This is a genomic window from Tunturiibacter gelidiferens, assembly GCF_014201335.1.
GTDB classification, from domain to species: domain Bacteria; phylum Acidobacteriota; class Terriglobia; order Terriglobales; family Acidobacteriaceae; genus Edaphobacter; species Edaphobacter lichenicola_E.
The window spans coordinates 115,847-139,850 of sequence record NZ_JACHEB010000005.1; the positions used below are offsets into that span (position 1 = coordinate 115,847).

Below are 24,004 nucleotides of genomic sequence, written 5' to 3' on the forward strand. Positions count from 1 at the left end.
AAGGTGAAGAGAAATTTTCTGCTTCTTTGGTTAATTTCGTTCCCTTTCTGCGGGGGCGGCTTCAGTACGGCCCAGAATGATACTTCGCGCATTCGCGTAAGCGTCGTCTTGGTACAGCTGAATGTCGCAGTAACTGACGGAAAAGGAAACTACGTTAGCGGTCTCGGTCCAGAAGACTTCTCTATCACCGAGGACAAAATTCCCGAAAAGGCAGCCACATTTGAGGAAGGGAACGAACCGACCCGGCGATTGATAGACGTTCCTCCATCGAGTGGTCATTCGTCCGTCCAGAACGTAGTGTCGAAGCCCGGTGACGATCAAGCGAAGATGCCAGATCTGTGGGCCTCCGGTGCCAACGTCTTTATTCTGTTCGACACGAGCAACTATATGTACCGCGGATTTGTATTCGCCCAGGACTCTATCGCCGATTTCATCCGATCGTTGGAAGGCGTCAGCAAGGTTGCGCTCTACTCATACAGCCGTGACCTCTCCAGGGTATCCTCGCTCACCTCCGATCGGTCGCAGGTATTACGTGGCGTGCGCAACACAGTTGCCGGTGATGACGCTGCACTCTATAACAGTCTTTTGCTGACCGTTAAGGATGCCGCTCGGTTGACGGGAAAGAAAGCCATCGTTGTCTTTTCTAACGGCCCCGACAACGCAAGCCTAGTTCCCCCGGAGGATGTGGCAGAGTTAGCTCAGTCCACCGGAACAATTATTTACATGATCAGTACTCAACAGGCTGAAGATGAGCCTGTATCGACTGCCGTCTTTGAGCGAATGAGTAAGGTGACTGGTGGCAAAGCCTATTTTTCGAAGAGCTGGCGAGATGAGAAGCAGGCATTTTCCTCTATCCGGGATGACTTGGCCCACCTTTACACCCTTAGCTACTACCCGCAGCCAAACCCCAATCGAGGCTGGCGCACTATCACGGTGAAGCTTGTAGGAAAGAATCTGCAAAAATATCACATCCGGACTCGGGACGGATATCGCCTTCTCCAGCAGACGCAGGCCGCGGACAATTTACCGCTACCTGGCCCTGATGCTGTTTCGCAATGATCCCACGGGAAGGCAGATTGTGCGTCACAAGGCGACATACTTTCAACTATGAAGGACCTGTGAACTGCTTATCTGCGGTCATTTGATTTCGGCGGACCAGCCACAAAGCGATCCCTAGAACTGCCCAAGCAGTCCCCGCCCATCGTGCGGTTGGGCCAAGATTCAGCCACAGGAAGAAGCACACTACGAAGCCAGAACCGGAGAGAAGTATGGGCAGCCACGGTTTGAGTCCTTCGTACGCCACGCCAGAACTGCTGAAGCAGCGTTGACACCCATGAAGGCCAGAAGCGCGCCATAATTCAACAGCTCTGTATCGAGACCCGATCAGCACACTTACCCCGATCAACAGAAGATTGTTTTGAGGAATTCGGCGGACCGGGTTAAGCGTCCCAAAGAATCTGCGCGGCAAGGCTCCGTTCTGACCCATGGCAAACAAGAGTCTCGCTGTTCCCAGCTGCGACGCCATGCCTGACTCGATGGTAGCGATCAACAGGGCACCGTTCATCAAAACAAAGAGGAAAGTTCCGCCAGCGCGCTGTGCGACTGCCACATAGGCTGTATCAAGATCAGGGAAAGCAGCCCCACGCGGCCACATAAGTTGCGCCAAGTCCACTTCAACAGATCCAAGTAGACCTTTGATCAGACAAGTAAGAATGATCGCGCGCGGAATAGTACGCGCGGGATCCTGAGCCTCATCACTCAGGGTCGATATGCCGTCAAAGCCGATATAGGTGAGTACCGCGATCGAGGTTCCGCGAACACAGCGGGCGCGGAGAAGGTAGGATCGAGATAGAACGCGGACGAACTCACGTGCAAATGAAAGATGTACCGTAGGGCAGCGAACAAGAAGAGTGCAATCAAGATTCCAAGACCAGCAGCAACCGCGGAATTGATGCGCGCCGAAGTTTCGACGCCGCGAAGGCTGAGCGCGGTGAACAAAGCCGCGAAGAGGAACACCCACGCGACGCAACGAACCTCGGGGACGAAGTTCATCGCAGCCTTGCTGCACCAGATCGTACAGATAAGCGGATTGAGGATGTAGTCCATGCACCAGCCAGTCATATACCCGAGACCGGGATGCAACTCTTCGCTCACATACGTGAACGCTGAGCCGCCTTTCGGATGGGCGCGTGCCATTCGACCGTAGCTATAAGCGGTGAAATAGCATAGCAATAAGCGCAAAGACAATGGCCATCAGGACATGGCCGCGCGACTCCTGATAAATCACTCCGAACACCGGCATTGGCGCGGTCGGTTGTATTAGGACGATCCCGTAAAGAATGAGGTCGCGATACCGCAGGCTGCGCTTGAGCGTGACCCCTTGTCCATCATCCAGCTTGGTAGGTATTCGGCCCTCTCTTTATCACTCCGAAGCCTACTTAATTGGCCTTGAAGGGATGGTGACCGCAGTGGTGTTCCATCCCTCGATCTTCACTTTCCACTCTGCAACTTCCTTGGGGCTCGCGCTTGCAACCGTATCTGATGGGATAGACGCTGTCAGTTCGCGTTCTTCGCCTGGCATCAGTTCAATGTAATTATCCGTCCATATTGTCTGTGGGAGCTTCGCCCCGTGCTGATCCTCCAACTCGGCGGCGATTTGGAACGCCAGTGCCTTCGATGGATTGGAGAGACTCACATGAATGAGATTGCCTGAGGTGTGCGCGGTCGCTGCAATGTGTGCCGCAGGCAGGGTACCGAGCGTGGTCATATCTTCGAACGTCTTAGCTGGCGTATGGGTATAGTCCGTCTTTGCCCAGTCGAACTCTGTCAATTTGCCCGGCACCCAGTAGAAGTTTCTGCTCACAATCGCGCTTTTTGCGTTTTTCAACTCGAGCTGGACGAAGTAGGTGCCCGACTCCGGCTGAAAGATCTCCTGCGGAATGTCGATCGCCTTTACCGCGCTGTCAGGGCCAGCATCGACACTGCTTGATTTAGTGAAGAGCTCCCTTAATCCAAGATCGTACACGTGGACAACTGCAGTCAGTCCGGGCGATGCCACAAAGACGCTATTGACGACATAAACGCTATGATCGTCGTAGGAATACTGGACATGCAGCAGCTCGCAAGCCTTTTTTGTCCCATAGTAACCGCCGCCTGCGTCCAGATAATAGTCATAGAGATGCCAAATGCTCGAAGGCCACGCATTATTGAGCATCCACTGGATTACGCCGGTGGAGGTGTACTTATTGCGGCCATAGGCTTCAAACATAGCGCGCTCTCCGTCGAAGGCCATCGATTGCGCAACCTGGTTATACCTCTCCTGCGTTTGAGCCTCGCCATAGGTCGCATTCATGGCGTCGTTAAACGCATTAAGATTCTGAAATCCTTCACCGCCTGCGTGATATCCCCAAACCGCATCGCGAGGCCACTGGTGGTCGGCCGGCAACATCTTCTTTAGGCTCTCCAGCGATGGAATCGCGGGACCGGGACTAGTCTCGGTGTTGAATCCATGGGCTCCCCCATAGTGAGAATCGACGAGCCAGTAGGATGGCGCGACAAAATCATATGGTCCAGTCATCTTCACGCCACTCTGGCCGGTTACAGTGGTCGGCGTCGCCGTCGCAGAGGACAGGATGGCATTCGGCCAGTAGTTCTCCGCGAGCACTTTCAGATAGGCGGACTCCACGTCGGCTGGAGGAGGGTTGTCACTGCCATTGAGCCATGCGATCAGGCTCGGATGGCTGCGAATCCGTCGTATTTGTGATCTCAGTGAAGCGGTGGCAACGTCCAAAGTCTCTGGCGTCCACTTATTCCAGTGTTCCCAATGGTCGCAGCAGCACCATCCTGCCATCACCATCATGCCCTGCTCATCTGCGAGACGGAAGAATTCATCCGTCTCCATCTTGCCCTCAAGTCGAATCGTGTTCAGGTGCATATCATGCACCATGTGAAACTCGTCAGCCAGTCGTTCAGGCTGCTGGCGCAGAAGCATGTCCTGTGTCCATCCGGCACCGCGTATCAGAATCGGATGTTGGTTGACACGAAATAAGCGGTAACCTTTTGCCGTAAGTTCTGACGTGACTTCTCGAATACCGAAACGAATGCTTTGCTCATCTGAAACAGAGCCGTCCTGAACAAATCGGAGCGTTAATGTTTCCAGCGGATGCGCGCCTACATCGGCCGGCCACCATACTCTTGGGCTCGTGATCCGTAGCTGTGAAAAATTCTCCGGTGCGAAAGTAATCGTCTTCGTTTCGCCGGCATCCAGCATCACAGGTTGCGAAATAACTATGCCTGCTGCGGTACCCTCGAGTCGCCCTTTTGTCGGATGATCGGTTGTGTTGCTGACCTCCGCGCGAACGGTGAGCTCTGCCGCCTTCAGGGACTCATCGGGGAAATGGGTCGTCGCCATCGGCGATCGAACTACGACCGGGCCGCTCGTTATTAGCGTGACAGGTCCCCAAAGCCCCATATCTTTGTCCGGAGGGCAGGGGTTCCAGTCCACCCAGTTGATGCCAAGATCCGTCGGAGTTGGCGCGAAGGTCTCGACGGCAAGCACGTTCTCTTTGCCAGGCCTCAGCGCTTTCGTGACGTTGAATTCATAAGTACGGTAAGCGCCCTGCACCTGTGTCGAGTCCGCAATCTTCTGACCGTTCAACCAAACGTCCGCCCGGTATTTGATGCCGCCGAAGCGAATCCAAAAGGTCTTTCCGCGTTCCATAGCGGAGACGCTAAAAGCCTTCCGATACCACCAGCCGCAGCGATAAGGACTGTCGGCGGGCATGTCGAGATTGGAGAAGTTCTCCCCCTGCGGATAAGACGTGCCCGGAATCGAACGCAGGTTCGTACCAACGAAGATATCTTTGAATTCGCCCGCAGCAACCTGCACCGCAAGAACGGTTGCTGGAACAGTCGCGCTATACCAACCCTCGGTCTGCGCACTAGGGGTAGAGAGCTTCGCTCCATCGCCGTGGATTTTGCAATCGGACTGAACTGTCCAACCGGACTTGAGCGGCATGCTGCTGGTCAATGACGAATCGGCCGCACCAAATGCGGGCGCTGCGTACATATTGACGAGCCACAAAAGCGCCAGGAGAAGAGATCCCCGCAGGGACAAGTATTTTACGGATTGCTTATACAGAATCATCGACTTTGAACCCTCCAGAGCCCGTTCCAATCATGTACCAAGTGCCATGCGCTTTTTCTGGACGCCGCGCCGTGCCAAATCCCTCATGAGTCTTGGACGATAAAACCACTCGTCGAATAAAGGTATTACAACGATTGAATAAATGAATACGAGTAGCTAAGATTATTTCCAGTTGAATGTCAATAAAAACCTTTAGTTTCGAAGGTTGGTAGCCGAGTTTGTCAGATTCGCTACTTGCGTTGTCTGCCCGTCGACTCGCGCACGGTAACGGTTGGCACCAATCGCGTGTGGCCGTCGTTACCGGCGGCTTGCGCGTCTTCGCCGAGCGCATCGATTCCACGCAGTACACGCTGCGCAGCAATTCGGCCCATCTCTTCCATGGGCTGCTGCACCGTCGTCAGCCCCGGGCTGAAGAGCGCCGCATGAGGAACGTCGTCGAAGCCGATAACGGAACACTGCTCGGGTACTCCGACTCCCTGCTCACGCAATGTTCGCACCACTCCAAACGCGGTCAGGTCATCGAAGGCTGCGATCGCCGAAAATGATTTACCCGTCGCAAGCAATTGGTTAGTGAGTCGACAGCCCTCATAAAACCCGGAGAGAGGATCCAATGCATTCGGCAGGTCGACGATCAGCTGGGGCTCGATCTTCAATCCAACCTCCTGCGCAAATCGCATCATGCCATCGAAACGCTCGCTGCTGTCCTCCAACTTCATCGGACCGCGCACGAATGCAATCTTGCGATGACCCAGCTTGTACAGGTGTTGCAGTGCAGCATACCCGCCCGCCTCGTTGTCAACCATCACCGAACTCATAGAGCCAATCGGTATCGACCGTCCCACCATCACCATAGGAATGTGTTCTCGCTCGAGTTCGCCAAGCATTTCGATATCAACGAACAGCCAGTTGGCAACGATGATCAAGGCTTCGAGCCTGCGCTCAAGCATCATCTCAAGATAGCGCTCGAACTGCTTCGGTTCGTTATGCGCATCCATGATGATCGGCAGGTAACCGGTAGGCTGTAGCGTCTTGTGGATGCCTTTGAGAATGAGCGTGCAGAAGGGGTCCGAGATATCGAACACCATGATGCCGATGGTCAGGCTTCTGCGTCGACGAAGTGAACGCGCGAATGCGTCCGGGCGGTAACCGAGCCGCTTCGAGGTTTCCTTGATTAGGAGCTTCGTGTTGGCCGCTACATACCGGGAGAGCGGCGCTTCGTTGAGAACGATTGACACGGTGGAGGAGGAAAATCCGGACTCGCGCGCTACATCGGCAAGCGTGATTCTTCCAGAGTTCAAGGTTTTACGCATAAACTAATGAGCCGTTACGATAAGATGCTGAAGTTATAGCACACTCTTCCCGGTAGCACTCACCTGCCGATCTCAAGGTGAGGACCCTCCACGCATTGCCCAAGCCTAACTACACTATTGCTGCGCTGCGTTCTGCGCGTCGGCAGATTGATCTCCGGAAGGATCTTGCTGTAGGCGATCGTTGAAGGATTTCAGAAGCTTCGAGGCCATATCGAACTCTTGACGCGCCTGCGCGCGTTCTCCAAGATGAGTCAACACCTGTCCCCTCGTGTAGTGAATACTCGCGCTCTGAGGCGCAAGGGCCTCGGCATGGTCCAACATCTCCAATGCGTCGGTGTAGTGCGCTGAGTCCCGGTATAACCTGGCGAGGCCGAAGTAGGAGTTCACTAACTCGTGGTTGAGTTCAATCGCTCTGCGAAAAGACATCTCTGCTTTTTCGGGCTGCCCCAGCTTCACGTAGAGAAGACCCAGCTCTTCGTAGTTATATGCGAACTCCGGCTCAATGGACGCGTCTTTTTTCAGCGACGCCTCAGCTTCGGAATAGGCATAGCGTTCAAGGTAAGTTCGTCCCAAAAAATAATGCACCAGGGGAAGATCCGGTTTCGCTTCAGCAGCCATCTGAAATTGCTCCAGTGCCTGGTCGGTGTCATGTCCCGCCAACCACGCCTTCCCCGCGTACAAATGGAACTCCGGAGTGTTCTGTCCGATTGCAATCATTTGGTCGAAGGCCTCCTTCTGTAGCGGCGTATTGGACGACTTGTTCGCCGCAATGCTCAGCACATAGAGGTAGTTCAAGTTGGTCGACTCCTGTTTCCATAGAGGAGCCAGCGTCTCCACGGCAGCCTTATATCGATTCGTAAAAAAGTAGCACAAGCCCAGCAGATAGCTTGCCTGCAGCGAATCCGGTTCTAGTTTCAAGACCTTCGAGAATGGCTCAATAGCTGCATCAAAATCGCTTTTGCGGTAGTAGATGAGCCCAATGTTGAGTTGAATGCCTGATACTTTCGGAGAGATCGTCTCAGCCTGATGCAACTCGGCCAAGGCATCTTCCCATCGGCGCTCGCGCATGTAAATCACGCCGAGGTTGATGTGCGCTGCACCGGACTTTGGATCGAGCGCGATGACCCGTCGAAAAAGTTCGTCTGCCCTGCTGAACTCGCCGTCCTTCAACGCTTGTGCTCCCTGAGAGAAGATGGCTGCGGGGTCGTGCGTGGATGTCGCGGCGTTCTGTACAGATACGAGCATCTCCTGTTCGCGGGTTAGCAATGCCACGAGAGGAGTTGCATAGAGAGCTTGGCAGCCACCCGCGATCAGCAGGCAGAACGGAAGCAGACATCGAGATTGGACGTGGGGATTCAAGCGGCTGGAGTCTTCAAGATAATTTCAGTCAAAGATAAACCGATGAGTCGACCATCGTTCAAATCACACAAATTTTTATGCAAATAAAACTTTTTCTTGACAGACTATTCAAACGTTCTAATATGAGTGACACGCCGAGCATAGCGATATCCGATTGGGCTGCGTAGTCCGTTGCAACCGAGTTCTAGAATTTGCAGCTTCTTCATTTCCTGCGTAGTCACGGAGGCATTTAATCCCATGCGTTCCCACACTTCTTCCTTCTCTCCCACGCCAGAGACCTACACTCTCACCCATGTCTCGTCCACCGTGGCCGACCGGCCTGTCAGTGTCTCGCACCGCCGCATCCTCCGCTACCTGGTCATGGCTTTGCTTTCGCTATTACCGGCCATGTCCATTGCGCAGCAATCCAGCGCAATCAACGGCGCAGTCACAGATCCAAGCGGAGCGGCCATCCAGAATGCCAGCGTGACGCTCACGAACACGGCGCAGGGAACAAGTATCGTCGTGAGTACAAACTCTGCTGGAGAGTATTCCCTTTCCGGTCTTGAAGCCGGAACCTATAACCTTGAGATCACCGCCCCGGGATTCGAGAAGTTCGCAGCCGCTGGCATCGTCGTTCGTGTGTCACGCAAAGAGAGAGTGGACGCGCAACTCGCGGTTGGTAGCGCGTCCACCGAAGTGAAGGTTAGCGGCAGCGACTTGGGAGTAGTCCAGACAGAGTCGCCTGAGATTTCATTCACCATAACGGGAAAGCAGATCACGCAGATCGTCTTGAACGGCCGTAACTTCAGTCAGCTCGTCACCCTATCCCCAGGTGTCGTCAGTCAGACTGGCCAGGATGAGGGTGAGACCGGTGTCGCCGGCAGCGTTGAATATAGCTTGAACGGTGGCCGCCCACAGTACAACAACTGGGAGCTCGACGGCGCAAGCATCATGGACAACGGTAGCAACACCACGCTCAACGTGTACCCCAATGTCGACGCCATTGCCGAAACTCAAGTGCTTACCTCTAACTACGGTGCCCAATACGGACGCAATGCATCCGGTACAGTCCAGGCGCAGACGAAGTCCGGAACCGAACGTCTGCATGGGGACGTATTCGAGTTTCTCCGCAACGATGCATTCAACGCGCGAAACTACTTCTCTCAGACAGTTCCGACTTACAAAAAGCATGACTATGGATTTACGATCGGAGGCCCGGTCTACATCCCCCACCTCTACACTCCAGCGGAACGGAAGACTTTCTTCTTTTATTCGCAGGAGTTTCGTCACGAAAATGTACCTGGAACTTTCTTTAATCAGCAGGTACCGTCAGACGCCGAGCGTGGTGGAAACTTCTCGGATCTCTGTCCAGCCCCGGGGACCCCTGTCGATACGGTAAATTTTCCTAGTTGCCCGGTCGATCACTCGGTCAATCAGCCGATAGGTGCTTATTTCGCGAACAACCAGGTCCCGGTCGATCCCAACGGTCAGGCGCTTCTCGTGCTGATCCCGGCAGCAAACACCGGCTCAGGCACGTCTTCGTTCTTCACAGCGTCTCCCTCGCAGCTGACGACTAATCGCGAAGAGCTGTTCCGCATCGACCAGATCTTCAGCGAAAAACTGCGTGGTTTCTATCGCTTCATCTACGATTCATGGTCGACAACGAGCACACCGCCAACATTTCAGTCGGGATCGTTCCCAACTGTTCAAAACAGCTTTGCCGGCCCCGGCATCGACATGGTAGCGAGCCTCACTTACGCAGCCTCGCCAACGCTGGTCAATGAGTTTGTTGCCGACTACACCACCGATCACATCACGCTTATCAACACCACGAATAATATTGGCCGCGGCAACTTCACCGGAAACGGTTTCTTCGCCAACGGCTACGGCAACGTTCTGCCTTCAATCTCCGTACAGGGAGACGCGGCATATGGCGGCGGCTTTAGTGAGACCACAGGCTACTTCCCCTGGCAGAACTCGAACCCCACATACACGTACCGCGACGACCTCACCAAAACACTGAAGCGTCACACGCTCATCTTCGGCGCCAGTTTTATCGCGGCGCAGAAAAACGAACCCTCGACTGGAAACAACCAAGGAACATTCAATTTCAGCACTTCGTCTGCAGTGACTACGGGAAACGCGTTCGCGGATCTCCTGACCGGACAGGTTGCTCAGTTCACACAAACCTCAGCCCAGCCGAAGTACTACAACCGTTACAAAATCGTTGAGCCCTACATTCAAGACAACTGGCGCGCGACCGACAGGCTAACCCTCAACTTCGGTCTTCGCCTTAGCCTCTTTGGCACTTATCACGACATCAGCAACCAGTCCGGAAACTTCGAACCGGCGACATGGAACGCGGCGAACGCGCCAACGATCGACACAGACGGTTCGGTGACAGGCCAGGCAGGAGCACTCGTACCGGGCTCCGGAAACATCTTCAACGGCGTCGTCTCTTGCGGTCTCAACGGTGTCTACTCTGGTTGCATGTCGGGCCACCTCTTCAATCCAGCTCCGCGTCTCGGTTTTGCCTACGACGTCTTTGGTAACGGCAAGCTCTCGGTTCGCGGTGGCTTTGGGATTTATTTCGAACATACGAATGGAAATGAAAGCAACTCCGAGGCTTTGGAGGGTTCGGCTCCAGTAGTGCAGACCCCGAATAGGTACAACTTCCCCGGATACAATGTCTCAGGCGGAACCCCTCTGCAGTTCCCCCTGCAAGTATTCGCCATTCCGACTCACGCAGTCTGGCCCTACGTCCAGCAATACAACCTGGCCGTTCAGGGAGAATTGCCCAGCCACACGGTAATGCAAGTAGCATATGTAGGCAGTTTAGGAAGACATCTGCCTACGTGGTACGACCTGAATCAGCTCAGACCGCTGTCCGCATCTGAGAATCCGTATGGTCCAGGCCAGGCAATTTCAGCAAGCGACTGCAACACAAACACTGTAAATGGACAGGCGTTGACTGGCGATGCCGCAATTCGTCTCCAAATCGCTTGCGGTGCCTCTGCTGATCAGTTCCGGCCGTTTACAGGTCTCAGTAGCATCAATAACTCCGCAAACGTCATCAACTCGAGCTATGACGCCGTGCAGATCGGACTCAGCCGGTACTTCGGCTCCCTGAACGGCAGCGTGGCTTACACCTATGGTCACTCCATCGACAACGGTTCGGCCGGCGGTTATGGCAACACCGAAATCGTCAATAGCTACAACCTCGGCCAAAGCAGGGCGAGTTCGAACTTCGACGAACGACACATCCTCGCAGTCAGTCTCGTCTATGACATTCCACTCTTTACCCATCCAGGACTCCTGCACTCTCTTCTCGGAGGGTGGCAGATCTCTGATCTGACCAGCTTCCAGACCGGTACTCCATTCAGCGTCACCAATTCGATCATCGCAGACAATGCAGGCACAGGAAATTCGTTCGCCACCAGCCAAGGCAGTTCTGTTCAATCTTATCCGGACGTTGTTGGGCACCTCCACGGCGCGGTCGGTATAAGACATCCCGGGGGGCAACTCGGTCCTCGTCTCTATAACACTGATGCCTTTGCCGCGCCGCAGGGGCTAACCTATGGCAACGCGGGTCGCAACGTTCTCAACCTTCCCGCTCACACAAACTTCGATATGGGCCTGTTCAAGAACTTCGCCGTTCGTGAGGGCATGCACTTCGAGTTCCGCACAGAGGCATTCAACGTCTTCAATCACACCCAATGGAGCACGATCGACGCGACCGCAGACTGCTATGGAGCCGCCTGTGCTTCCGACGGCTTTCTAACGGCGACAGCGGCGCACAACGCACGTATCCTTCAACTAGCAGGAAAATTTGTCTTCTAATTTGCCCATGAGTTGATAAAAGCATGCGCCAAACGAAATAACATCGATCCGCCATCGGAGGATAATTCGGAATGCTGTCTGCAAGATTGTTGCTAGCTGTCTTCACGTCGACCTTGCTCTTTACAACAAGCGCAACCCTTCAGGCAGACACTCAGTTATCCATCATGCCGCTCCCGGCGCATGCGGCTCCAGGCACGGGCAGCTTCGTTGTCGACGGCACCTTTCAGGTCCGCATCGAGGGTTACACCGAACCACGCCTCGAGCGCGCAAAGGACCGCTTCCTCGCAAACCTCACCAGCAAGACGGGCATCCCCCTTTGGCTCAACGATCGCCCGGGCGGACCAAAGTTCATCATAAAAACCGAAGGACCTAGCAAAGAAATCCAACAACTGGGCGAGGACGAGTCCTATCACCTCGAGGTTTCACCAACTCAGGTGACACTCAGTGCGCCCAATCCGCTTGGTATTCTCCACGGCCTACAGACTTTTCTCCAATTGGTAGACACGACGCCGCAAGGATTCACGATTGCCGCTGTGACCATCCATGACTCTCCACGTTTCCCGTGGAGAGGCATCATGATCGACTCAGGCCGCCACTTCATGCCGCTCGAAGTCATTCGTCAGACTCTGGATGGAATGGAAGCCGTGAAATTGAACGTATTTCACTGGCACCTATCGGAGAACCAGGGATTCCGCATCGAGAGCAAGCTCTATCCGCTCCTGCAAGAGAAAGGGTCAGACGGAAACTATTACACGCAGGATCAGGTTCGTGACATCATCGCTTTCGCGCGTGACCGTGGCATCCGTGTGATTCCAGAGTTCGATATGCCAGGTCATTCCACCGCCTGGTTCGTTGGTTACCCCGACCTTGCGAGCGGCAAAAGTCCTTATCTCATAGAGCGAAAATGGGGCATCTTCGATCCGGCGATGGATCCCACCCGTGAAAGCACTTACGACTTTCTTGATGCGTTTATAGGCGAGATGACATCACTGTTCCCGGATGCTTATTTCCATATCGGTGGCGATGAGTGCAACGGCAAAGAGTGGGACGCGAACCCCCGGATTCAACAGTACATGCGCGAACATAGCCTTAAAGACAACGCCGCTTTACAGGCATACTTTACCGGCCGTGTGCAAAAACTGGTGACCAAGCGCGGCAAAATCACGATTGGCTGGGACGAGGTATTGCAGCCCGACACCCCGAAGGACGTCGTCATTCAGTCATGGAGAGGGCCAGATTCGCTCGCCCAGGCAGCACAGCGCGGCAACCGCGGCATTCTCTCCGCCGGCTACTATATTGACCTCAACCAGCCTGCGTCTCAACACTACGCTGCCGATCCCCTCACAGAGGCCGCGGCAAAACTCACTCCAGAGCAGCAGCGCAACATCCTTGGTGGTGAAGCGACCATGTGGTCTGAGTTTGTGACACCGGAAAACGTGGGAAGCCGAATCTGGCCACGCACCGCCGCTATCGCCGAGCGTCTATGGTCCCCAAAAGAAGTTACTGATATTGACTCGATGTATCGTCGGCTGGCAATCGTCTCGAACGATCTCATTCATAGCGGCCAGACTTATCAGGCAATCCATGAGCAGATGCTGCAACGTATGGTTGGAGCGAACGATGTGACCTCGCTGAAGGTTCTTGCGAGCGCCCTCGAACCGCCGAAGGAATACGCTCGCGAATCGCTGGCCAGCTACGACAGCTTCACTCCACTCAACAGGATGGTTGACGCGGTGCCTCCCGAAAGCAATTGGGCTCGCGAGTTTCACCATCTCGCTTCGCTGATCGCAGCAGGGAAGGCTAGTCCTGAGCAGTGGGCACAAGCACGCGAGTGGCTCATTCTCTGGCGAGATAACGATGCTAGGCTGCAACCGATATTGCCGCACTCCGATCTGACCGCCGAACTGGAGCCAGTTTCGCACACCCTAAATCAAACCGCGGTGATTGGTCTTTCGGCGCTTGATTCTTTGCAAAACCACAAGCCAGTGAGCGCGTCCGTCAGACAGCAACAGCTCTCTTTCCTGAAATCGGCGGAGGCTCCGCAAGCAGTTCTGCTCGATATGATCGTGCCTTCAGTAAAACTGCTATTGAATGCAACTACGCCTTGAATTGCATACACCGGCCCGGCGGTTTTCTATGATCAGGAACTGATCACCGTCAACTCCAGATTCGTTTGATACAGAGCCGCGCGTCGAGGACTCGTTCGCGCGGCTTTATTCGAACCCTATCCCCATCCCCGTCCGCGTCAGGACGCGGCTTGTTCTTTATCTCTTCCACGTTTTACTATGTCATCTCCCCAGGGACATTTTTCGACTCGACGGCACCTCTCCCGGCGATGTTGCCGCACTTCTAAGACAAGGGGGATCATATGGGACTCATCCCTTCGATCCACCGAGACAAAAGAAATCTCCTCCTGAGGCTGAGCATCGCCATACTGCTCAGCGTCTTCGCCACTACCCTCGCCGCCGCGCAAGACCTCACCCCTGGCATCACCTACGTCTGCAACGGCGAGCGCATCTTCATCGAGAACTGCAATATTCGAGATCTCTCCGACAACGCCACCTGCATGGTTGGGCATCCGGATCACGTCATGCCGAACGGACTGATGCAGTACACCACGATGACACGTGGAGCATTGAAGACGTTGTTTCCCACGTGCAAGCAGCCAACCGCGCAGCAGCTTGCCGCCTCACATGCTTTTGAGAAGAAACAGCAGGACATCTATAACGCAAATGTGCAGAAGGCGAACGACCAACTTACTGCCGCGACGCAGCCTGTCCCCATCGGACAACCGCAGAAACCCAGGACTCCAGAGGAGCGCGCAACAAACCGCGGCGTAACCTCAGGACGGCTCCCATCCTCATGCCTTGGCAACTCGCTCCTCGGCGCTTTTGGGCAGATGCTGTCTCAGGTCTTTCCCGGCGCTGACAAGCCACCCGCTCCAGGGCCAAACATGGCCGGCGTCTTCGAAGGTGCCGGACATTGGCGCCTCGACTTCATCGACGGCGGCAATCTGATCAACTGTTCCTTCCTCTCACCCAATCAAGAGAACTATACTATCGACTTCAAGAGCGATCGAACCGTCATCGTCGTCGACACCAAACCGAAGCCTCTCATGCTCACTCTTCGCGCGGATGGAACCATTGTCGGTCCCGGCCCCGTCACCATCGATGGAGTTGTAGCTGGCGGTTCCACCGGCGGCACCTCCACCCCTGGCCGCACTGAGACCCACGACGTCACAACTTATCAACCACTCACGCAGACCGACGCCCGCGTGCATGCCGGTGACTCCAACCTCACTAATGACGGCGGCTCCTACTCGCTCAAGAGCATCACCACCCAAAGTACCTACACCCCCGGCACTTACACTCCCGGACAAACAACCTTCTCTCCTCGTCGAACCATCTGCCCCGCGCTCGACCTTTCTTCTAAAGGCGCAGGGGTTGGCATACAAACAATGCAAACCGACCTGCTCAAAGGTATGTTCGGCGGCGACAAAGGCCCACCGACACCTCCGGGCATCCGCATGCATGGCATCTTCGCCGGATCAACCGGCTTCAGTGTTCAGTTCTATCCAGAATCCGTAATTCTCGGCTGCGGCCCCGACGCTGCCCGCGCCTATCCCTATACGGTCGAACCTGGCGGGACCGGAGCGGTCGTCAAAATCAACGCGCCCGACCACCCACTCACACTCGCCTTCAAATCTGACGGCTCTCTCGACCCCGGTGGCGACGGTCCCTACCAGGTTCACGGTCGCACCGTAACCGGCCAGGACAACAACGACAACTTCACCTTCGCCCCTTTCGAGCAGACCTGCAACCTCGCCCGTCTCGCTCCAAGCCAGACCATCCCCTCTGGCGGAGGATCAGCATCAACAATGGTCGCCTCCGCCACAGCCGGAGTTCCGCCTACGGCGAGGGGCCCCAGCACTCTTTCCACTTCCGGTAGCGCCCTCGGCAACGCCACCCTCGCGATCACTTCCGGATTGGCCCCACAGCCAGGCGCTCCCAATCCTCTCGCCGGTCACCCCTACACTCTGCTCCGCGACAGCTATGCCAACATCATTGCCAAGGCAGGTATGACCGTCCCATCCGGCATGTCCCCCTACAAGTTCGTCGCAAACACCTGCTCCAGCCGCACTCCTGAATGCCAAAAAATCATTGATGCCGTGAAGGCTGACGCCGCCTCCGCAGTCCGGGCCGACGCTAACGGCACTGGCAGCTTTCCTGGAGTTGCTCCCGGTCTTTACTACCTCATGATCTCAACTCGCTACAACAATCAGGCACTCGTCTGGGGCCAGCCAATTCAGCTCAACCCCGGTCCAAACTCCATAACGCTCGATCAGCGCAATGCAACTCCTATCAATTGAGACGTTGTCGGGAAGGCTCGATTGATTGGACTGCTCTGCTATTAAGGGAAGAAAAAGCGTATGAACGCTTAATAGAAACGTACCACCTTAATAATTCACTACTGAGATGGATAACTTCACGCCATCAAACTCAAACCTCGTCGAGGACGGGGTAACATTGTTATCCTCGTGGACGCAATCGCGGATGTGGTGCTGGTCCGCGCGTGTAATCAAACTCCGCAAAAACGAGGAGTAAAGTGGCGCGATGAGGAACCGAGTAATCCGAGTCACCTTGCTGGCCGCAACAATCGCTGGCGTTTCGCGCTGGGGTTGGGGTCAGGCTGGCAGCCTATCGGCCACGCCCGCGGCGAAACACCCAATGAAATTCGACGATCTTCAGCGGATGAAGCGGGTCAGCGACCCACAAATCTCTCCGTCGGGTAAATGGGTGATGTTCTCGGAAACAGAGGTCGGCCTTGATAGAAACTCGATGGTGACCCATCTCTGGGTTGTACCTCTGGGGGGAGTAGCTAACGTCGCGTCTGGAGCGCGTGAGTGGCAGATTACATCTACCAAAGAGGGAGAGTTCGGAGGCAGGTTTTCACCAGATGGAAAGATGTTGCTGTTTATCGCAAACGACAGAGAGACGGGTCGCACGCAGCTCTTTGTTGCACCTTGGGACGACACGGCAGGCAAGCCTGGTACATCCAAGCGCCTGACGAACATAATCACAGGGGTTGATGGGCCTAGGTGGTCACCGGACTCGCAGCGGATTCTGTTTACATCGCGCGTATACCCGGAGTGCAGCGACGAAGCAGCCTGGGCTGCGGAAGACGCCTGCAACAAAGCGAAGGACGAGGTAGCGGGCATCCATTCCGCTGAGACGCAAACCTCGAATCACGCTGCCCGCCAGGATCAGAATTCCGCTCCAGTATCCAAGCGCAGCCATATGCTGGTGGTGTTTGCCACGAATGGTAACGCGATACGCGACCTGACTCCGCGCCGAAACGTTGGCGACGCGGGGGTGCCTGCGTTTTCATCGGGCTCGTCCCGAGTCGGATATGAGTGGGCACCCGATTCGATGGAGGTCGCGTTTGTCGCTAACACCGACCACTCTTCGGAAGCGACCATAAGCAACAATATTTTTGTGCTGAGACTGAATGATGCTACTGCACGGCCATTGAAGCTCTCGTCCTCGCCGGGAAGCGATGATGTACCAGCCTATTCACCAGACGGAAAGTGGCTTGCGTTTCGTTCGCAGGCGTTCGCCGGACAAAAGAACGATCAGTTTAAATTGAGGCTTCTTGATCGCCGATCGGGGATAATCAGCGATACCTTGCCGAACTTCGATCGCGGTATCGACGAGTTTACATGGGCACCCGATTCGGGCTCCATCTTCTTTGCAACCCACGACCGCGGTGAGTCGCAAATCTATTCCGTTGCAGTGGCCGATGAAGACACGATCCATTACGTCCCCATGCCGACGGGCTATCTCACGCTGCTCGTGTCGCAGACGAAATACGAATCCGGCGGACTCCAGATTTCAAGCGACGGATCGTGGCTCGTCTCGACCTCTACGAAGGTTGAACGGCCGGCGGAGATCTTTCGCACCAGCCTAAGAATCTTCACCGATGACGCGCCCGAGGTGAAACAACAAAAGATAGGCCTGAAACTGGCATTGGCGGAAGACAAGGCAAACCCACCCATAGATCGTGCAGTACCAGTTGCGCCAGAAGCCCTAACTCACTTGAACGATAGGCTGCTCGAGGGCCTCGCGCTTGAGAAAATGCAATCTTTTTGGTTTGCAGCGCAAGACAACACGAAGCTGCAGGGATTTCTGATCCCGCCGCCCGCGTTCGACCCTTCGCGGAAATATCCAGTGAAGCTTTTGATTCACGAAGACCCCCATAAGGCTTGGGGAGATGAGTGGAGTTATCGATGGAACCCCGAACTGATGGCAGCTCCTGGCTATGTGGTTGTCATGGTGAATCCTCGCGGATCCACAGGATACGGGCAGGCCTTTCTAGATGGGCTCAATGGCGAATGGGGTGGGAAAGTCTATTCAGACCTGTTGAAAGGGCTCGACTATGCCGAGCAGCACTACAACTTTATTGACAAGGCGCGCGAGTGCACGCTGGGCGCGGGCTTCGGCGGATTAATGGCGAACTGGATCTTGACGCACACCAACCGATTTGCCTGCCTCGTGACGCATGATGGGATGATCAACCTGGAGAGCACGTACGGAGCAACCGGCCCAACAGATGCGAAGAGGATTCAACAGTGGTCACCGATGCCATCGATCCAAAACGCCAGGACCCCGACCCTTGTGATTCATTCGCAGCGCGACAACCGGCTTGACGTATCGGAGTCGCAACAGCTGTATACCGCGCTACAACGGCTGAATGTACAAAGCCGGATGCTGAATCTTCCCAATGACGAACATCTCGAAGATCAACCACAGAATTCAAAGCTTTGGTACGAGTCGATCGGCGACTGGTGCGACAGGTGGACGAAGACGAATCGGTATGCAACGGGTTCGACGCAGCCGGCTACGCTCGCGACAGTACCCGAGACGACGAAAACACAACCCGTCCCTGTTTCATCTCGACCGGTCGCACCGACTGCGCCAGAGTCGACGAAAACGCAATCACCGCCTACCAAGCCCGCGATTGCGACCAGCGCATCTTCGGTGCCGCCGGTTCAGCCAGCCCCTGCGCTCTCCGCGCCCACGCACATCACGATGCCGACTCCGGCTCCCGTCGTGCAGTCGAGTCCGCGCCCAGCATCCACGCCCGAGACGTCGCCACGCGCTCCCGTGCCTGAATTACCAGAAGTTTCAAAGACGAAACAGAATCCCCAGACAGCAAACCCCGCGGTTTCGCAGACGGTGCCTGCTCCATCAACGCCGCCATTGAATAGACCGCGCACGCAGCCACAGGCGCTGCCTCCACCGCTTCCCGCGCAGAACATCTCGCAAGGGTCCTTTGCGATTTCGATCAGTACTCTCGCGAACAAGTTACAAATAGGCGAGGATGCGCGCGTGATGATTACTTTGACGAATGTCTCAGATCATCCAATTCTGTTTGCCCATTGTCCGGGCACGGACAATCCAGAGTTCTCGTTTATCTTCCTGGTTCGAAACGCCGCGGGCCGCTTGATGGGAGAGAACATTGCCAACAGCTCAGGAGCTTCAGACGTCCGAACCGTAGATCACGTACCGCCGGGCGGAACAGTAATTCAGACGGCTCATCTGTCGAAGTTGGTTCACCTCAGCCAACCAGGACAGTACACCGTGCGCGTGTATCGCAAAGACGCCGACAAGAATCTAGTGGTGCAGTCAAACGAGGTTACATTGAACATCGTCTCCTCGTTGCCTATTCAATAAGGCGATTCATTCCGTCGCAAGGACCATTCCTTCTTCAACAACGAAATCTGTGGGTATAACGGAGATTCAACGGCTCTATGATCTCCTCAAAAATGAACGGCCGCAGCAACTCAAGCGAGACGTATTATGAGTGCATCCTGAAAAGGTGATTCGATGGCCCAATTGTTGTCAGTGAACGTTGGTCTCCCACGCGATATCGACTGGGAAGGGAGGGTAGTCCACACAGGGATCTGGAAGAGTCCCGTGCAGGGGCGACGTTTCGTGCGTCGACTTAGCATTGAAGGCGATGGTCAAGGTGATCTTGCAGGCCACGGGGGCGAGCATCGCGCAGTCTTCGTGTATCAAATCGACTCTTACCGCTACTGGGAAAAACAACTCGGGCGAAGCGATTTCATATTCGGACAGTTCGGCGAAAATTTCACAGTCGATGGTCTCCCCGATGATGAGGTCTGCATTGGCAATCAGTATCGGATTGGGAACGCTCTCTTCGAGGTGACGCAGCCACGCGTCACTTGTTACCGCGTGGGTATTCGCATGAACGAACCTCGTATGGCATCGCTTCTCGTCGCGCATCACAGGCCTGGCTTTTACTTCCGTGTTCTGGAAGAGGGTGATGTCGGAAGCGAGGACGAGATCGTCAAAGTTGCGGACGGCCCAATGCACATGACTGTGGCCGAAGCCGATGCACTGCTCTACCTCCCCGCACATTCCCCTGATCAACTACGCCGTGCGCTAAACATTTCCGCTTTGAGCCTTGGGTGGCAGGCATCCTTTCGGACCATGCTCGAAAAGGAGGAGCGTGGACTATCGACGGGAAATACCGGACCTGCACCGACGCACGAACCATCACCAGCGTGGCCGGGGTTCCGCAAGCTGCGGGTTTCTCACATAACCCGCGAGAGTAGCAGCGTGCTCTCCTTCGCGCTTTCGCCAACCGACGGGCGACCATTAAGCCCACCTCTCCCGGGACAGTTTGTAGTTCTTCGACTACACCCGAAAGAGCATGCGTCACCGCTGCTGCGCAGCTATTCGCTCTCCGGTACTCAAAATGCCGATTGCTACCGCGTGAGCATCAAGCGCGAAGCGAATGGTGCAGCCAGCAGCTATCTGCACACTCAGGTGCATAGCGACGACGTGCTTGATGTAAGTGCGCCCAGAGGCACTTTTACTTTGCTCCCAGGAGAGGGCCCTGTTGTCCTGCTCAGCGCCGGCGTGGGAGCAACCCCGGTATTGGCAATGTTGCATCGACTCGCCGCCGAATCCTCGCAGCGTGGAGTCTGGTGGCTGTACGGCGCGCGAAACTCCGACGATCATCCGTTCAAAAGGGAGTCACGCGATCTATTGGTGAGTTTGCAGCACGGACGGAGCCATATACGCTACAGTCGACCGCTTCCGACCGACCGTTTGGGTGCAGACTTCGATGCGCCTGGTCATCTCGACGTGACCGCAATCGAAGAGTTAAGGGTGCCCCGCACTGCCGATTTTTATCTGTGCGGGCCGACAACGTTTATAAGCGATTTAACCACGGGCCTCGTGGGATGGGAAGTTGATGCCGCACGCGTGCATGCAGAAACCTTTGGTCCCGGCGGATCGATGACCCCAGGCGTGATCGCTGCACCCGCTCGATCACCTCACCCGCCCGCCGCACCGGAAGGACTTGGGCCGCCTGTCTCCTTTGCACGCAGTGGCCTTACGGTCGCTTGGGACCAAAAATTTCAAAGTCTGCTCGAGTTGGCTGAGGCCTGTGATGTTCCCGTGAGGTGGGCATGCCGCACCGGCGTCTGTCACACCTGTGAAACCAGCCTGATATCTGGCACCGTGCGCTATCAACTTGAACCGCTCCAGGCCGCGGCCGACGGCCATATTCTGATTTGCTGTTGCAAGCCAAACGACGAGTTAGTCGTAGACCTGTGACGGTATCGCGAAGTATGTCTGCAGTGCTCGTTCGTTGTGGAATAATTGGCCAGCGGTGAGATATGTACTCTTGGCAATGAGCGCAGTACACATTCCTCAAAAAAGGAGCTCGTGGGTGAATCTCCAACTTCGCGCGGTGCGAGGCGTCGCGCATTTCGTCTCGTTGCTGTGCTTAGTAGGATTCGCGTCTGCGCAGGCGCTTAGAACGGATGATCCGGCCATAGAGTCTCGAGTCGACGGTCTACTCTCACGAATGACGCTGGAAGAGAAGATCGACCTCATTAGTGGAGACACTCCGTTCCGCACGCATGCCATTTCTCGTCTGGGCATTCCTTATTTTCAGATGGCCGACGGCCCAGTGGGTGCTCACATTCCCGCGCCAACCATCGCTTACGCCGGTGGCATTGGCCTTGCCGCCTCATGGGATCCCGATCTGGCTGAGCGGCTTGGACGCGAGTTGGGGCGCGACGCTCGTTCGCGAGGCGCGGTCTTTCTGCTCGGACCGGGCGTAAACATCTACCGTACACCAATGAACGGCCGCAACTTCGAGTATTTTGGCGAGGATTCCTTCCTTGCTGCCCGAACCGCGGTCGGCTATATCCGTGGTGTTCAAAGCCAGGGTGTAGCGGCAACGGTTAAGCACTACCTTGGGAACAACTCGGAGTATCTGCGATACGAAACCGATTCAGTCATCGATGAGCGCTCGCTCCGCGAGATTTACATGCCAGCCTTCGAGGCCGCTGTGAAACAAGCTCATGTGGGCGCCGTGATGGATGGCTATAACATCACTAATGGCGAACATATGACCCAGAATCGTGGTCTTGACCTGAATGTTCTCAAGCAGCAGTGGCACTTTCCCGGAGTCTTGATGTCCGATTGGACATCTGTTCACGATACAGCCGCAGCAGCAAATGCGGGCCTGGATCTCGAGATGCCCTTTGGGGAGTATTTCTCCAGCGAAAAACTAGAGCCACTGTTAGCGAACGGAACGATCGCTCAGGCCACGCTCGATGATAAGGTCCGACGCATCCTTCGCCTCGCCGCGACCTTCGGTTGGCTCGATCATCCAGCATTGGACCTCAGCATTCCCCGATACAATCTCCACGGCCGCGAGGTTTCGTTGCAAGCTGCGTTGGAGGGCACTGTCCTGCTGCAGAACACCTCAGCACTTCTTCCCCTCAACAAGGAGAGGGTGAAGACTATAGCTGTAATAGGACCCACCGCAGTGCAGACATTGACCACCGGTGGCGGCAGCGGCGAAGTCGTCAGCTTCGCAAACACAAACCTCATTACCGGAATCAGCAATGCGCTTGGGGACACAAAGAAGACCCTCTACTCTCGGGGGATGTACACCGTGGACCAGCTTGCACTCCTCACTCATTTCACGACCGCGATCGTCGGCGGCCAGCCCGGTCTCACAGTCGAGCACTACTCGCAGATAAACCTACAGGGGCCAGTCCAGTCCACCACGGTCGAGCCAGTTGTCTTCATTCCAGGCAGCACCCATCGCAGACCGGAGCCGCAGGAGATCAACGCTTTCTATAGCCATAAAGGCTCTGATTTTAAAGTTCCCCAGGCATCGGATCGTTGGACAGGATATTTCACGCCAGAGCAAGCGGGTCCCCACGCGGTCTTTGTGCACACCGATGGCCGCTTCCGTCTTTACTTCGATGATCGCCTGGTCTTCGACAACACTACACTTCCTAAATACATCCTGAACCAGACCACGATGGACTTGACCAGAGCCCCGCATAAAGTAGTTCTCGAAGTCAACTCACAGCGTCGAGCTTCTTCCATTGGAGTCAGCATGGGCATCGCAGATCTTGCGACTATCGTGGATCCTGATTCGATCAAGATCGCACAGATGGCCGACGCGGTTGTTCTCGCCGTTGGATTCAACAACACCGAAGAGTCAGAGGGCGGCGATCGCACCTTCGAGTTACCCTTCGGTCAGCAACAATTGATCCAGCAGGTTGCCGCAGTGAATAAGAACACCGTTGTCGCGATCACCTCGGGCGGTAGCGTGGATGTGGTTCCCTGGAAAGACAACGTGCGCGCCATCTTGGCGACGTGGTACTCGGGCGAGGAGGCAGGAAATGCATTCGCAAAACTACTCTTTGGCTACGTCAGCCCCTCGGGTCACCTTCCCATTAGTTGGGAACGAATCATCACCGATAATCCAAGCTTTGCAAACTACTACCCCGATCCTGGCACGAACAAGATCGTCTATCGGGAGGGCATTTTCGTAGGGTATCGAGGCTACGAGCATAGTCACACGACACCTCTCTATCCTTTCGGCTTTGGCCTCTCCTACACCAGCTTCAACATGTCGAACCTTACGACGCAATCGAGCGCGACAGGCCATGTCACGGCAAGCTTCGACGTCAAGAACACTGGCAACGTAACGGGGGCCACCGTAGCTCAGCTCTACGTCTCCCAGAACAACCCATCGGTTCCGCGCCCTGCAAAAGAGCTGAAGGGATATCTCCGGGTTGAGCTCGCACCGGGTGAACAGAAACATCTATCCATCGAACTCGATCCGCGCAGCTTCGCGTACTTCGATCCGTCGACCAGCGAGTGGCAGGCCGATGCCGGCTCTTACACTCTTTTGCTCGGCAGCTCCGCAGAGACGGTGCTTGCCAAAACCGTAGTGCAACTTGATCACACGGTCCGAATACCCGTTAGCGAATAGGTCGCATTCGCACTGCGGTTGTTGCCGC

The 24,004-nt window shown here is 55.4% G+C and carries 12 protein-coding genes; 7 read left to right on the top strand and 5 right to left on the bottom strand.

The window, feature by feature from the left end; genetic code table 11:
* Nucleotides 1-3 precede the first annotated feature (3 nt).
* Nucleotides 4-1,059: a VWA domain-containing protein gene (locus tag HDF14_RS11790; RefSeq protein ID WP_183976827.1), complete on the top strand. Its 1,056-nt coding sequence runs from the start codon at nt 4-6 to the stop codon at nt 1,057-1,059.
* A gap of 46 nt (nt 1,060-1,105) precedes the next feature.
* Here the strand turns inward: HDF14_RS11790 and HDF14_RS26565 are convergent, their stop codons facing one another.
* The 5 genes from HDF14_RS26565 to HDF14_RS11810 all read right to left on the bottom strand — a co-directional run bounded on the left by HDF14_RS26565 (nt 1,106) and on the right by HDF14_RS11810 (nt 7,815).
* Entirely contained in the window at nt 1,106-1,804 is a 699-nt protein-coding gene (locus HDF14_RS26565; protein WP_313899567.1) for an APC family permease, read from the bottom strand.
* Nucleotides 1,759-2,196: a hypothetical protein gene (locus HDF14_RS26570; protein ID WP_260698239.1), complete on the bottom strand. Its 438-nt coding sequence runs from the start codon at nt 2,194-2,196 to the stop codon at nt 1,759-1,761. Before HDF14_RS26570 ends, HDF14_RS26565 begins: the two co-directional genes overlap by 46 nt.
* Before the next feature lie 238 nt (nt 2,197-2,434).
* Nucleotides 2,435-5,146, bottom strand: coding sequence for a glycoside hydrolase family 2 protein (locus tag HDF14_RS11800; protein ID WP_183976829.1), 2,712 nt, complete (start codon nt 5,144-5,146; stop codon nt 2,435-2,437).
* Between the two features lie 230 nt (nt 5,147-5,376).
* Nucleotides 5,377-6,456 carry a LacI family DNA-binding transcriptional regulator gene (locus HDF14_RS11805; protein WP_183976831.1) on the bottom strand — a complete coding sequence of 360 codons (1,080 nt, stop codon included), beginning with the start codon at nt 6,454-6,456 and terminating at the stop codon, nt 5,377-5,379.
* Between the two features lie 114 nt (nt 6,457-6,570).
* The gene (locus HDF14_RS11810; RefSeq protein ID WP_183976833.1) at nt 6,571-7,815 is read right to left on the bottom strand and encodes a tetratricopeptide repeat protein; all 1,245 of its coding nucleotides are present in this window, start codon (nt 7,813-7,815) and stop codon (nt 6,571-6,573) included.
* Between the two features lie 237 nt (nt 7,816-8,052).
* Here HDF14_RS11810 and HDF14_RS11815 point away from each other — a divergent pair, with 237 nt between their 5' ends.
* The 6 genes from HDF14_RS11815 to HDF14_RS11840 all read left to right on the top strand — a co-directional run bounded on the left by HDF14_RS11815 (nt 8,053) and on the right by HDF14_RS11840 (nt 23,976).
* Nucleotides 8,053-11,637, top strand: a complete 3,585-nt coding sequence (locus HDF14_RS11815; protein ID WP_183976835.1) for a TonB-dependent receptor — start codon at nt 8,053-8,055, stop codon at nt 11,635-11,637.
* Between the two features lie 71 nt (nt 11,638-11,708).
* Nucleotides 11,709-13,745, top strand: a complete 2,037-nt coding sequence (locus tag HDF14_RS11820) for a beta-N-acetylhexosaminidase (RefSeq protein WP_183976837.1) — start codon at nt 11,709-11,711, stop codon at nt 13,743-13,745.
* A 260-nt stretch (nt 13,746-14,005) separates the two neighbouring features.
* Entirely contained in the window at nt 14,006-16,006 is a 2,001-nt protein-coding gene (locus HDF14_RS11825) for a hypothetical protein (RefSeq protein WP_183976839.1), read from the top strand.
* 244 nt (nt 16,007-16,250) lie between these two features.
* On the top strand, nt 16,251-19,370 hold the full coding sequence (locus HDF14_RS11830; protein ID WP_183976841.1) for a S9 family peptidase: 3,120 nt from the start codon (nt 16,251-16,253) through the stop codon (nt 19,368-19,370).
* 153 nt (nt 19,371-19,523) lie between these two features.
* Nucleotides 19,524-21,284, top strand: coding sequence for an MOSC and FAD-binding oxidoreductase domain-containing protein (locus HDF14_RS11835; protein ID WP_183976844.1), 1,761 nt, complete (start codon nt 19,524-19,526; stop codon nt 21,282-21,284).
* 115 nt (nt 21,285-21,399) lie between these two features.
* Nucleotides 21,400-23,976, top strand: a complete 2,577-nt coding sequence (locus tag HDF14_RS11840; RefSeq protein ID WP_183976846.1) for a beta-glucosidase — start codon at nt 21,400-21,402, stop codon at nt 23,974-23,976.
* Nucleotides 23,977-24,004: the final 28 nt, after the last annotated feature.

Excerpts from the sequence above, each read along its gene's own strand:
- HDF14_RS26570 (WP_260698239.1), bottom strand. The coding sequence starts at position 2,196 with ATGGCACGCGCCCATCCGAAAGGCGGCTCAGCGTTCACGTATGTGAGC.
- HDF14_RS11800 (WP_183976829.1), bottom strand. The coding sequence starts at position 5,146 with ATGATTCTGTATAAGCAATCCGTAAAATACTTGTCCCTGCGGGGATCT.
- HDF14_RS11805 (WP_183976831.1), bottom strand. The coding sequence starts at position 6,456 with ATGCGTAAAACCTTGAACTCTGGAAGAATCACGCTTGCCGATGTAGCG.
- HDF14_RS11815 (WP_183976835.1), top strand. The coding sequence starts at position 8,053 with ATGCGTTCCCACACTTCTTCCTTCTCTCCCACGCCAGAGACCTACACT.
- HDF14_RS11820 (WP_183976837.1), top strand. The coding sequence starts at position 11,709 with ATGCTGTCTGCAAGATTGTTGCTAGCTGTCTTCACGTCGACCTTGCTC.
- HDF14_RS11825 (WP_183976839.1), top strand. The coding sequence starts at position 14,006 with ATGGGACTCATCCCTTCGATCCACCGAGACAAAAGAAATCTCCTCCTG.
- HDF14_RS11830 (WP_183976841.1), top strand. The coding sequence starts at position 16,251 with ATGAGGAACCGAGTAATCCGAGTCACCTTGCTGGCCGCAACAATCGCT.
- HDF14_RS11835 (WP_183976844.1), top strand. The coding sequence starts at position 19,524 with ATGGCCCAATTGTTGTCAGTGAACGTTGGTCTCCCACGCGATATCGAC.